Source organism: Candidatus Dormiibacterota bacterium (assembly GCA_035532835.1).
Classification (GTDB): Bacteria; Vulcanimicrobiota; Vulcanimicrobiia; order Vulcanimicrobiales; family Vulcanimicrobiaceae; genus DAHUXY01.
This window is the reverse complement of sequence record DATKQG010000012.1, coordinates 1-12,509: the sequence shown is the minus strand read 5'-3', so window position 1 is coordinate 12,509 and position 12,509 is coordinate 1. Positions and strand designations below refer to the sequence as shown.

General features: G+C 59.8%; 13 protein-coding genes. 8 read left to right on the top strand and 5 right to left on the bottom strand.

What is annotated here, in order from left to right:
- Positions 1-2 precede the first annotated feature (2 nt).
- The 7 genes from VMW12_01665 (at position 3) to VMW12_01635 (ending at position 5,412) form a co-directional block, all read left to right on the top strand.
- The gene (locus VMW12_01665; GenBank protein HUZ48428.1) at positions 3-386 is read left to right on the top strand and encodes a hypothetical protein; all 384 of its coding nucleotides are present in this window, start codon (positions 3-5) and stop codon (positions 384-386) included.
- Positions 387-488: 102 nt separating this feature from the next.
- On the top strand, positions 489-1,094 hold the full coding sequence (locus VMW12_01660; GenBank protein ID HUZ48427.1) for a hypothetical protein: 606 nt from the start codon (positions 489-491) through the stop codon (positions 1,092-1,094).
- 28 nt (positions 1,095-1,122) lie between these two features.
- Positions 1,123-1,959 (top strand): hypothetical protein, encoded by an 837-nt coding sequence (locus VMW12_01655; protein ID HUZ48426.1) that lies wholly within the window; start codon positions 1,123-1,125, stop codon positions 1,957-1,959.
- Between the two features lie 76 nt (positions 1,960-2,035).
- Entirely contained in the window at positions 2,036-2,731 is a 696-nt protein-coding gene (locus tag VMW12_01650) for a C39 family peptidase (protein ID HUZ48425.1), read from the top strand.
- A gap of 14 nt (positions 2,732-2,745) precedes the next feature.
- Positions 2,746-3,603, top strand: coding sequence for a hypothetical protein (locus VMW12_01645; GenBank protein HUZ48424.1), 858 nt, complete (start codon positions 2,746-2,748; stop codon positions 3,601-3,603).
- A gap of 65 nt (positions 3,604-3,668) precedes the next feature.
- On the top strand, positions 3,669-4,949 hold the full coding sequence (locus tag VMW12_01640; GenBank protein ID HUZ48423.1) for a transporter: 1,281 nt from the start codon (positions 3,669-3,671) through the stop codon (positions 4,947-4,949).
- Between the two features lie 31 nt (positions 4,950-4,980).
- Positions 4,981-5,412: a hypothetical protein gene (locus tag VMW12_01635; protein HUZ48422.1), complete on the top strand. Its 432-nt coding sequence runs from the start codon at positions 4,981-4,983 to the stop codon at positions 5,410-5,412.
- Positions 5,413-5,515: 103 nt separating this feature from the next.
- Here VMW12_01635 and VMW12_01630 read toward each other — a convergent pair whose 3' ends face one another.
- A complete protein-coding gene (locus VMW12_01630) occupies positions 5,516-6,952 on the bottom strand; it encodes a helix-turn-helix transcriptional regulator (GenBank protein ID HUZ48421.1) in 1,437 nt (478 codons plus the stop codon).
- Between the two features lie 534 nt (positions 6,953-7,486).
- Here VMW12_01630 and VMW12_01625 point away from each other — a divergent pair.
- Positions 7,487-8,047, top strand: a complete 561-nt coding sequence (locus VMW12_01625) for a hypothetical protein (protein ID HUZ48420.1) — start codon at positions 7,487-7,489, stop codon at positions 8,045-8,047.
- A gap of 182 nt (positions 8,048-8,229) precedes the next feature.
- Here VMW12_01625 and VMW12_01620 read toward each other — a convergent pair whose 3' ends face one another.
- The 4 genes from VMW12_01620 to VMW12_01605 form a co-directional block, all read right to left on the bottom strand.
- Complete coding sequence (locus tag VMW12_01620) at positions 8,230-10,629, bottom strand: TonB-dependent receptor (GenBank protein HUZ48419.1); 2,400 nt, start codon at positions 10,627-10,629, stop codon at positions 8,230-8,232.
- A gap of 31 nt (positions 10,630-10,660) precedes the next feature.
- Entirely contained in the window at positions 10,661-11,212 is a 552-nt protein-coding gene (locus VMW12_01615; protein HUZ48418.1) for a hypothetical protein, read from the bottom strand.
- A gap of 41 nt (positions 11,213-11,253) precedes the next feature.
- Positions 11,254-11,814 (bottom strand): YceI family protein, encoded by a 561-nt coding sequence (locus VMW12_01610; GenBank protein ID HUZ48417.1) that lies wholly within the window; start codon positions 11,812-11,814, stop codon positions 11,254-11,256.
- 1 nt (position 11,815) lies between these two features.
- Positions 11,816-12,509: hypothetical protein (locus VMW12_01605; GenBank protein ID HUZ48416.1), on the bottom strand; the 694-nt coding region annotated here is incomplete at its 5' end.

The window sequence follows — 12,509 nt, the reverse complement described above, 5'->3', positions numbered from 1 at the left end:
ATATGCCGTCCATCTCTCTGCCCAGCGTCTATATCGTTGAGGCGCAGGGCATATTGGTCCGGTCCCTGACCGCCATCTTCTCGGGCCTCAACATTTCCGTAGCGTACGTCAGCGCGGATCTCGACGAGGACTATCTGCGCAGGCATCGCCCCGGACTGGTCTTCATGGATACCGACTATCTCACCGGCGGCCTCTTGAATGCACTACGCCGTGCCGAGGCGGCGAGCCGAGAGAGCTCGGTCGTGCTTTTTTGTGCGCGAATGTCGCATACCCAATCGCAAATTCATACCGCGCCGCAGGTTAAATTGGTCATTCCCAAGAGTGCCGGATCGCCGACGATTCGTCGCATGCTAACGGACATGTGCAACGATCTAACGTTCAAATAAAGGTCGCTCGCGCAGGGGCGAAAGTCCCGGGGCTTTCGTCACTGTTCGCGACCATGCAGCAATAGTACGCTTTTCGAATCGAAAGAGAAAACAGGTGTCGATGTGAATATGCGTCCCTTCAACATCGTTGCAGTGGCCGTTACTCTGGGCTTTCTGAGCGGAGTCGGAACACCGGCGCTCGCCGATCCGACGCCTGCCAGTGATACCGCAACGATCGCGAACGATGCGTTCCAAACAGTTCCCGGCGCGCTTCATATCAATCAGGCCGCCGGTAATGGGAACGTTCAAGGCAACGTCACCGATATCACCGTCGGCGACACACACCTTCCCCTTCGCTTAACGCAGCAGGCCACCATCTCCAATGGGAGTGGGGGCTCCGCTAGCATCCGAGACTTTGCTTTTTCGAATGTTTCCGGTCTCGTGCAGGTAAACCAATCTGCCGGATCCGGTAACGAACAGGGCAACCTCGCCATCGTGCGGTTTGCGGTTCCCGCCCAGCAGTTGAGCGACGACACGCTCGCCGGCGCCATGCCGGTTCAAACGACATCCGCGAACGGTACAACACCGGCCGCAATAGCGAACTCGGTGAGTTCGGATGTCACGACCTTTCATGGCAAAGGGATCGTTCAACTCAACCAAACTGCCGGGACCGGAAACGCATCGGCCAATGGCTTTCTATTCCAAGTTCAACAAGGCGTAACGCATTAGCGTCACGCGATTACAGAAGGAGCATCACGTGCGGATCAACAGAAAACTCATAGCGGCCTCGGCGAGCTTTGCATTCATCGCAGCTCTATGCGGGCCGGCCTTCGCCGCGCCGCCCACGGTTCCCGTCGATCAGACCGTCGGGCAGATCAATATCTTGAGCGGTAATGGCGGCGGCGGCGCAAACACCGCGGCGGCCATAAACAATGCGTTCGAGAATGCGAGCGGCAACATCGGCGCAAACATCGCCGCCGGCGACAGCAACCAGCAGGCCAATAGCGCATATATCGATGGCCCGACATCGCCAGCGTACAACTATACCGGAACTTTTCTCCAAGGGACCTTGGGTGCGGCATCCGTATTCTCCGGTCTGAACAAAGCAACTGTGCAAAATAACGCGTTTCGCAATGCTTCGGGTAATGTCGGAGCCAACATCGCGAGCGGCGCACAGAATATGCAGGACAACGCCCTTGCCGTACTCGAGAACGTGACAAACGTCAGCGATACGGTCGGGCAAGGCCAGGCCTTTACGATCTCCCTCGCCTCGGGCGGAAATAACGCCGAGGCTATGAACAATGCGTTCCAGAACGCCAAAGGCAATATCGGGCTGAACCTGGCTGCCGGATCGCTGAATCAGCAATCAAATAGTGCTGTTGTGATGAACCTCAGCTCTGCTGCAGACGGAGATCTCGGCAGCGTCACCTCGACCATCGGCCAAATCTCGGCAGTCACCGTCAACATTCTGTCGGGTGGAAATAACGCTGATGTTCGTAACAACGCCTTCCAGAACGCTTCAGGAAACATCGGGGCTAACGTAGCCTCCGGCATCGGCAACCAGCAAGCCAACGTCCTCGTGGTCGAGCCATAGAGACGAGCTGCTTTGTGGTGTGGGCACGGCGATCCGTGCCCACACATACTATGCGGAATGTTGAAAAACAACCACCATGCGCATTATCAGTCTAACGCTTTTAGTCATGCTCGCGGTCTCTCGAGGAGCCTTGGGGCAGCAATCGCCGATGCTCATCCCGGGAGCCGGGCAAGTGAGCTTCCACATCTCATCGTTCTATTCGGAACGCTTTGCCCATATCGTTCGCCAATCGACGGACTATAGCTGCGGGGCCGCCTCGGTGGCGACCCTACTGCGCTACGCGTACGGTTTGGCAGCGACTGAAAACGGCACGATCCGTGGAATGCTCAGCATCAGCGATCCGCAAGTCGTCAAAACCCACGGCTTTTCATTGCTGGACATCAAGCACTATGTCGACGCGATAGGGTTTATCGGGTCCGGCTATCGTCTTCCGCTAACATCGCTGTACGCGATTAAAGTGCCGTCGATCGCGCTGATAACGGTCGAGGGATACTCGCACTTCGTGGTGTTGAAGCATGCGGATCCGGACTACGTGTATGTGGCCGATCCGATGTTCGGAAACCGCCGGATCGAGACGGGTGCATTCGCGCACTCGTGGGACGGCATCATTTTCGTGATCGCGGCCAACACCTACGACATACACAATAAATTGCTGGCGCTGAACCAGCCGCTGCCGCTTGACGTGATATCGAATGGCATTCCGTCTGTATCGAATGCGCTTAATAACGCGCAGTTGATGCTCGTGTACATTCCGGCCATGAATCGCCTGTGATGAGGAGAAGCGCCATGCTTATCGCCCGCTTAACGATCGCAACCGTAGTTCTTGCGGCGCTCCCTTTCTTCGACGCAGTGCCGGCGCGAGCCGACGCGACGGCGTTTCCGGCCATGCCGGCGGATGCTTCGGCCGTTTCGGACGCGGATCTTAATGGGATTCGCGGTAAATACGTACCGCCGACGGAGATTCGGCCGATTGCCCTTGCGATGGGGACGCCCGGCTCGCAGATCCTCTCACAGACACCCGCGGCGGCCGCCGCCAGTGGCCCCTCACCGCTCTCCAACCTTACGGGATCGGGCAGCGTAACGTATTTCGGGATCGCGATGGTCAGCACGTGGACGGTAAAAGGTGCTGCGAGCCCGACGCAAGACAGCGTCGGACTAAACGTTGGGATCGACGTACAGTCTAAGAGCGTTTCGATCCAGAGTTGGAGTTCCGGGAGCGGCGGCGGTATTCCAGGAGGGCCCGCCAACGACAGCATCGCCGGAAACGCTCCCTTGACGAATATCTCGAGCGGCGTCGGGCAGAGCATTCAAATAGCCGGCGACGGCAATACGGCGTCAAACGAAGCGACCGTCACCTATGGCAACGCGGCGCCGGGCTTAACTCCGGTTCCCGTCATCAATACCTGCGGTGCGCAATGCTCGACCACGGTCGGGGACAACGCGTTCAGCGTCTCGATCGTGACGCCGCGCGGCACGGTGTCGCAGGTGGTAGGGTCCGGCACGATCGGGCAATCCGTACAAGCGTGGGGCGACGCAAACCAGATTACCAATCAACTCGGCATCACCGTTCATAGTCAGCCGACGAGCCCGTTAACCGGCACGGGAATGTCGACGATTTTGAATACCCTAATCGGAATACCATAAAAGGGGGCGCGCTCATGTTTAAAGGTTCGCGATATCTGGCCGTAGTTTTGTCTTCTGCGATGGTTTTGCCGGCGCCGGCGCTGGCAGAGCAGACGCTCGCGCAACAGGTGCATGCTCTCCAGTTGCAGATGCAGCATCTGGCAAAGGAGAATGCGCGAGATCGCCAGCGCATCAAGGCGCTCGAACGCAGCCGGCAACAGAACGAGTCGTCGCAGATGTCCTCGCCTAACGTCGTTACTGCCGAGCCGGCCGTCTATCAATCGACGCCGAGCTATTTGGACCCTCTGCCGTCGCAGAACCATTACGTCGAGGCGTCGGCCCCGTCGGCGTCGGCAGCGCACCTCATTGCTCCACCTCCGATAGCCCAGCAAACCTATGGCAAAGCTGCGCCGACTGCCAACGCGGTAAAAGCCGTATACCAGCAAGAGAATGCGCTATTCAGTAAGGGGCTAACCCTGACGCCTGCGGCGACCTATACGTATGGCGATAACCGATTCTTCACCCTTAACGGATTCATGGCGCTGGGAGCGATTTTTCTTGGGAACATCAACGTAAGCCGGCAGCAGAACGCGCTCTACGAGCCGAATCTCAATATCGCTTACGGCGCATCTAATCGTTTGCAATTCGATGCGACGGTTCCATTCGTCTATCGCTCGTCGATGTACAGTTCTCAGGGTGCGCAATCGTCCACCGCACAGATCAGCGAGCGCAGTACGCATAGCGGCTCGATCGGCGATGTAAACTTTGGGCTCTACTATCAGCTTGCTCAGCATTCGCTTGGCAGCCCGGCGACCATTCTGAGTGCCCATATCACCGCCCCGACGGGGATCAGCCCGTATGGGATTAAGGTGTACCAGGACACGACGAACAACAACCTTTCCTATGTGGAAGCGCTCCCGACGGGGCAAGGAGCCTGGGGATTACAACTGGGCGCGACGATGATCAAAACGCTCGATCCGGCAGTCGTTTTCGGAGGCGTCAATCTAGCCTATAACTTACCGCAGCACTACAACGACATCAGCCCTTATGTCGGCATCACACAGCCCGGAACGATCCAGCCCGGTGGCTCGCTGAGCTTTACGATCGGAACGGCGTTTTCTCTGAACGACCGCATGAGCACCTCGTTCTCGTTCCAGGATTCGATGGTTCAGCCGCTGCGGGAGCGCCCCGACGGGCTGCCGTGGACCAATGTGGTTGGAAGTGCGCTCAATGCGGCGGTGTTCAACATTGGAGCGACCTACGCGGTAAGCAAGAACCTCTCGTACCAAACGGTTTTGGCGATCGGGCTTACTCAAGACGCTCCCAATTTCCAGCTCACGTTCCGCGTGCCACACGTGGTTCCGTGAGCGCTCAGAGACAATCAGGTGAGAGGCAATCATGAGTAAAAGTCGTTACCCCGTCGTCATCGCAATGCTGCTTGCAGTCGGCACAACGCCTTTGAGCGCGGGCGCGCAGACCGCGCCGGCGCCGGCCGCGCCCCTGCCGGGCTTGGCCGCGAGCGCTGCCTCTCAAAATCCGGCGATAGAGAGCAAGGCCGTCGAATGGCTGGAACGAGTGCAGAGCGGCAACGTCGATCGCAGCCAACTCAATAAGACGATCGACGCGAAACTCACGCCACAGATGCTAACCACTCTGCAAAAGCAGCTCGCGCCTCTCGGTCAGCCGTACGGTGCGGCATACGGCGGCTCCAAAATGGTTGGCCAAACCACGGTCTATCGCTACGTCGTTGCATTCAAGGCCGGATCCATCGAGGAGTACATTTCGTTCGACCAAGCCGGCAAAATCTCGGGCTTAGTTTTTACAAAATAAAAAGCGATGAATCGCATTGCTCGCTGAGAGCTTGAATTCACCCGAGAATGCCGGAGCAGCGGATTCCGCGGAAGCCTGCCGGTGAGGTTCGCGCGTCGGCAGTCTACGCGGCGAGGCGGAGTTCGATCGCCCGCAGCACCAACTCCGCGCGGCGTGTTACTCCTAGGATACGATGGAGATCTCCAATATGCTTCCTAACGGTACTTTCGGACAGGCACAAAGACTCGGCAACCTGTTGCGAGGTTTTTCCCTGACAAAGTCCGCGCAAAACCTGCAAGCGCCGTTCGGTCAATCCGTCGGGACGCTCCGCATATTGACGAAGTGACATCGCAAGTATGGAGCGGGGATACGGCATGACGAGTTCTGATGCACGTTCCAACCATTTACGTTGGCCCGATGCTTCGAACGCAAGCACGGCTGCCGAGGCCGCCCGAAAAATATATCCGCACTTGATAAAAAGACGATATGCAGCATTCGCCTTTATGTGCGCTTCCTCAGGCGACGTTGCGACAGCTGCTTCCGCAAATGTTCGGTATGCCGTAAGGCGGGAACCGTGCGCGATCCCTAGCGCCGCAGTAGGAACGGCAGCAACGGCACGGTCAAGCAGAAGCCGGGCTCGCTCTGGTTCTACCGAGAGAATGTCGAGAGAACCATAGAGTCCCAAGGGCTCTTCATGCGTGGCGACGGTCCATTCGACGCGCTCAAAAGCCGCGAAAGCCAATGCTACCGAGGCTTGCGCGTGGACATGCGAGTTGCTCGCAACGGCAATCCGAGCCGAGTCAATATGAGAGAGTGCCCTGCAGAGATCGTCGGGCGCTGCAAGCATCGCGGTATCCAGGTGTTTCAGTGCTGATATGAAGTCGCCGTCGAGAGCTCGTCGCCAGGCAAATGCTCGCTCTCCATAAAAGCGATCGTGAATCGAAACGGATCCCCATGGAACCTTCTGGAGAATCGCTTCCGCATATGGGGCAAGCTCGCCTAAATCAATTTCGCGAAACAGGGCGGCGACGGGGTGCGCAAGCACCATGATCGCTCCGACGTCGAGTCCACCTGCCAAAGCACGACTTAGTGCGTTCAGCAGTAACTCCGAGTGTCGACGAATATCTCCGCGATGTGCTGCAATCCAGGCTTCAATCGATATTCGCCGTATTTTTTGATCGAGCGTTTGCGGAGGGCTTTTCGAAAGTAGCGTCTTTATGTCGGTCGAACCACGCATCCATTCGATCGATGCGTGGATAAGTGCGATTTCGGCTTTCCCTACCGCTGTTCGCGGGCGCGTTGTCTGAGAGAAGGGTTCTGCTGTGCGATTCCGGGCAACGTCGGCATAAAATATCCTTGCTTCGCCGATTGCGCGCTGATCCGGCGTCTCGCCCGTTTCACGCAGGTCGACGGCGGCTCTCCAAACGAGATCGTAATCTCGTAGCCGCAGGCCGATGAGAAGAAGCACTTCGGAGCACGCAGTGCACCGCGGACATCCCAACAGAATGTCTTTCGCCCTTTGATAGTGACCGTGTTGGAATGCGTTTAAGGCGTCTTCCACCAGCGAAGGCCTTTCCATATGCACGATGTTCCCGCTAAAGTAGGCGGCACCCTGGGGTACCGCCTAGCGATTCGCTCTTTTTACGTAAGTGGGCCACCGATCGAGTCGGCGGAGACAACTACGGACCCAGGCGGGCCGCCGATCGAGTCAGCGGAGGTGACCGCGGGCGCGGTGAGCGGGCCACCGATCGAGTCGGCGGGGGTAACCACGGGTGAGGTAAGCGGGCCGCCGATCGAGTCAGCGGGGGCAATCATGCGCGACGTAGGCGGTCCACCAACTGAATCGGCGGCGGTGAACGTCCCGCCAAAATGGCCGGCAAAAATGCTAAGAACAAGAGCCAGTAACTGAAACACTATGGTATCCACCCTTTCAAGAAGTGATTTCGAAGCAATACAGGTAGTCGGTTCCGACCATCTATTTTGACATCTTACGGCAAATATGCCCGGTTTGAAGCGGGACTCGGCCGAATTTCCACCCTGGCCTACCTAAGCATGCGTATAGTGGAGCGGACCCCCTCTGCCTTAGGCTCATCCTATGGACGAGGAACTTACCCTTTGGGAGCTGGGGCGTTTGGAGGCCGAGCGGAAGCTGCGGACGATAGCGCCGAGCGTGCTTGAGACCGCTTGGGTGCGGGAAGCGCAGGTAGAGGCGGTTATCGACGCCGTGCTGGTGCTCTCCGTCGGCAGCAATACTTCGGCTTATGCCCGGGCTCGCGAAGTCGGGGAGTGGTCGGCGCGAATCGCCGGGGCCCTCAAAGACGCTCCGGATGCCGTGCGGGCGCGCCGCATCGGCGTTCTGCGAGACCTCGACCCGGCGGCTCTCGAGCGGATTCCCGAGCTCCGGAATCTGGCAGGTCCCATCCGCGAGTACCAACGCTATGCGATCGATGGCGACGACCGGGTCGGCACCCTCGCCCTCATCGTAGCCGTCGCCGACGAATTCGCCCAACGCATCGGGCGCGACGAAGGTGGGCTTGGGGCCTCCCCAAGCTTGGTGCTCGAACTGATGCATGCCCGTTCGGATGGCGCGCTTCGTTCCATCGTCGCAGCGCTTGCAACCGCGGTGCATCCTAAAAGCCGTATGCGCGTTGCTTAAAAGCGATGCATGCGACGAGTGCGGGCACTCGGTCACTCTACACGGCGAACGGGGATGCGTGGTGCAGAGCCCTGGAACGCTCGAGAAACCTCCATCCTTCTGCGGCTGCAAGCAGACGTACGAGGCGCTCCGGTTGAAGCATCTCATCTAACAAAGCTCGGCTAGCCCGGCGGGCCCATGCATTAGAGCGCGGAGGTAATGCGGAAGTCCACCCGGCGTCCGCTTGCGATCTGCGTCGTGTTGAACCCGTTCGCGATCTTGATGACGTACTGATGGTTCAACAGATTTTGCACGTCGAAATCGAAGCCAAAAATCCTTGGCGCCGAGTGCCGGCCGAGCGAGAGATCGAAGGTTGTGTGCGATGCTAACCGTCCGTTGAGTACGCCGCCGTTGAGATTCTGAAATGCAACCGGGTAGCCGGTGCCATAATTGGTTTGGAGCGTTCCAAACCAGGAGCGCATCGGCCCGAAGGTGTGCGTGTAGGCAGCCGTAACCGCGACCGTTTGATCGTGATCCTCGGGTGCGAGCAGCGCCGGCGAGGTGAGCGGCAGCCCACCCGTATCGAGGCTCGATGTTGGAAAGAGAAACGTCGACCCCGAGATGCCCCCCGCATACGACCCCGATACCGTTCCGCTGACGTACCACGAGTCGCCGTCGTGTAGCGCATCTTGCAACCGTACTTCGAAGCCGGTGTCGATGCCGGTAGCATTATTGAAGACCGCAAAGAGCGGCGTATTGAGGAATTGCGTCGTGTCGAGTACGTTCGTCACCGAACGCTGAAAGATATTGACGTAGCCTTTCATGTGGGCGTTGAAGTAGTGCGCGACGCCGAGTTCGTAGTATGCGTCGCGTTCGGGTTGGAGGTTGTATGTCGGCGTCCCGCTGCAGCCGTTAAGGAGCACGCAATCGGCTCGAACGTCCTCAAGCTGCGGCGCGGCGTAGAAGCGTCCGTAGTAGACGTGAGCGATATTTTTGCCGCCGTCGGAGAGGTTGATGCCGATGCGCGGCTCGAGCATGTATCCACCGGCATAGCCGGTTGAATGATCGTAACGCAGGCCGTAATTGACCGCCAGATTGCGATTGGGCTGCCACTGGTCTTGCGCGTAGATCCCGATTTGAGCGCCGGCCTGATGCTGTCCGGTCGTAAAAGCGTAGTATCCGGGAGCGGGCGGCGGCGGCAAAGGGGTGGTTGGCGCGAGCGTGCATGCGGGGTCGTAGCACCCGAAGGTCTGCGATGCGTTAAAAATCTCGCGGCTTGCGTCCAAGCCCACTTTGAATGCGTGATGCTTGGTGGCGCGGAAGTCCGAGATGCGAATGCCCCCGTAGCTTGCACGGCGATCTTGCCGGAGCCCAATTTGGTTTGCGTAGAGCGGCGCCGATGGAGAAGTTGGATCGCCATACGCCGAGTTCGGAGCCAACGTTTGCACGTCGCTCGCTAAATTGCCCGCATAGGCGATGCGGGTGTACCGCACCCATGGAATCACTTGAAAGATCCCATCCCCGTCTTTGGACGTGGTCGTGAAATTGACGTTGAAGAAGCGGTCGTACTCGCGCTGCACGTCGTCGGTCCCGGCTGGGCTAAAGACCGGATCGATCGGATTGTTCGGATCGGTATTGATTGGAATCTGAAACTGCCCTAACTGATTCGATGCGTCAAAAGACAAGGTGCTGCGGGGGCTAAGTTGTGTGAGGAAACGCACGAACTGGTCCGCATTCGACGAGCCGTCGTGGATGGGCGAGTACGTTGGAGCATCGATGCCGGGGTTGCTGCGCTGCGCGTTCGTGCTCACAAACAGCTCGCTGTTCTTGAAACGTATCAAGTCGCTGAGACTGCCGGAGGCGGAGCCGAAACTTCCGCCCCCGATGCTGACGTGCCCGTAGCTTCCGGGAGCGACGTCCGAGAGCCGCGTGGTGACGATGTTGATGACGGCGCCGGCGCGGCTGCCACCGTATTCTGCGGGCATCGCGCCGGTTGAGATTTCGAGTGAATCGATGTTGCGCGGATCGATGATCTCGCCGAAGTTGGAACTGGTCGCAAGCGGAAGCGGTGCGCCGTCGATTTCATACGTCACGCCGTGGAAGCCGTGCGCGACCGGTTCGTTATACGAAAAGCGCACGATGCCCGGAACCGTTTCGATGAGCCGGTTGAGATTATCGCGATTGGGCGAGTTCGCGATTTGCTGCTTCGAGATCACGTTCACGGAGACGGGCGTGCCGCTCGCACCCGCGTGCGCCGCAACGACCGCCCGGCCGATGATTGCAAGCCTGTCCAGCGGCACGTTGACCGTGGCGACCGAGTCGCTCGTGATGTCGATATCGAGGGTGGGATTATCCGAGCCGTTCTCGCGAACCGTGAGGTGATAGTGGCCGAACGGTACTCGCGAAAAATGGTAGACGCCGCTCGGGCCGGTGGTGGTGGTAAACGACGAGCCGTCGCCCGTTAGCGTAACGGTCGCTCCCGCTTGCGGCTTGCCCGCCAGCGTGACGACGCCGCGAATAAGGCTGGTCGTGGCCGCGAACGCATTCGCGCCACAGGTAAGCAAACAGACGGCGACGAGCGCCGCCGCGCAGAGACGTGACATGGGGTCTCCTCAGATGCTGGGAAGGGTGATGTTAGGCGGCGAGCATCGAGCCCGGAGGAGGGCGGGCGAAACGCCGTCGCGCTAGGCGAAAGCGTTGCGGGAGCGGGCGCGTGCCGGTACGGGGCGTCCACCATAGGATGTGAGGAGCGAAGGCGGCCGCGGCGATCGCGACCGCGATCCTCGCCAGCGCGCGCAACGCGCCGACCGTGATGCTGCGAATCAGGAGCACGACCGCGACGACCGCGGCCAGCACGACCGCAACCGAAGCATCGGCATGCGCGGGCTCTAACGATTCACCCAGAGCGAACCACCCCAGCGATACCACCGCCAGCAGCGAACGGCTTGGTACGAGCGATGATAAGCGCGTCGCAAGAATGCTGCCTTGGAGGCAATGTCCAACCCCGGAACATGCCAGCGTAACAGCTCGCCCGGCGAAGCCGAGAACGGCTACGGCCGCGAGCCCCACCAGCAGTAGGTGGAAGGCGCCTCCCTCGGCATGGCCCGCGCCGTAACTCACCGTGTGGGCGAGGAGCGAAACGAGTAAGCCGAGCGCGAGCGCGCCGGGTAATCCCCGAAGATTCACGCGATATACCCCTTCGCGTAAGGGAACGCCGCTTCCGTCAGTTAGATGCCCGGCGGCGCGAGAACGATATCGAGGGCGATCGTGACGGGGTTGCCGATGACTGGATCCAGACGGACCACGTGCATGCCGAACGCGTGCCGGTCGATCTTCCCGGTGGCGTGGTAGATCGGATGCTCCGCGTTGCCTGCGACAGAGACCTCGAGATGCTCCGGGCGGCTCACCCCGTGGATCGTCAGCATCCCGTCCATGGTGAACCCCGTCGCGGTGCGCGAGATCGCCGTGCTGGCGAAGGTCCAATGCGGGTATCGAGCGACATCGAACCAATCCTCGCCACGAAGCGCCGCGTCGCGATCCCGGTCGCCGGTGGCGATCCTGCTCGGGTCGAGCGTGGCGGTAACCGACGTCGGCACGCGCGTTCCCGGCGCGAGCGTAACGCGCCCGTCTACGATGGGCACGCTTCCCACGACGTTGCTTACGAAGATGTGCTGCACCGAGAACGTCGCGGTGGAACGCGCGGGATCGATTGCGCGAGATACCGGCGGTGCTGCCGCGATCAACGCAACCGCGCCGGCTGCAAGGAGAGCGTGTAAAATAGTGCGCATCTCAGTATCCGATCGTAAACTGGGCGTTCATCGTATGCGTCGTGAGCGGCGTGCGCGCGATCACATCCTCGATGGTGAAACGCGCATTTTCCATCGGTGCGTACCCGAGCAGAACGACGCCGTCGCGCGCGAAGCCCGCGGGGTCGTTCGTCCCTTCGTATCGTGCTAGGGCAAAGAAGCGCCGGCTGAACGCGTAACGGAGCTGCGTGAATCCGCCGCTGGAACGGTAGCCGGCGCCGGCGATGCTGGAATCCCATCCCGTCTGCAGCAGCGATTCGCTGGTCCACTTACCCTTGCCGAACACCACGGCATAGCCCGTTCGTTGGAACCGATCGACGAACGAGGGCGCATCGGGACGCTCGCCGCCGTAGCGGTAAGCGCTCAGGGTTACCGGGCCGGCGGCGGCTTGAAGATACGTCATGACATCGGTTCCGATGGTCGCAAGGCCGCTCTGCCGGTCGTGGCCCGGGCCCGCGAAGATCTGCGCGCTCAAGCCGCGGAGCGTGTCGCCGACGGTGAGCTTCGCGCCGATCTTGGGGTCGAAAAACGCGAACGGATTATCGCCGACGGTTTGGTCGAAGACCGTGTAATGCTGCGCGGTTTCGCGGAAGGTTTCCGGATCGACCGGCAGCGGAAGCGTGAAAGACCCGGCCTGGACGTACACCGGAATGCGGGCACTCCATGGATCGAGCCGA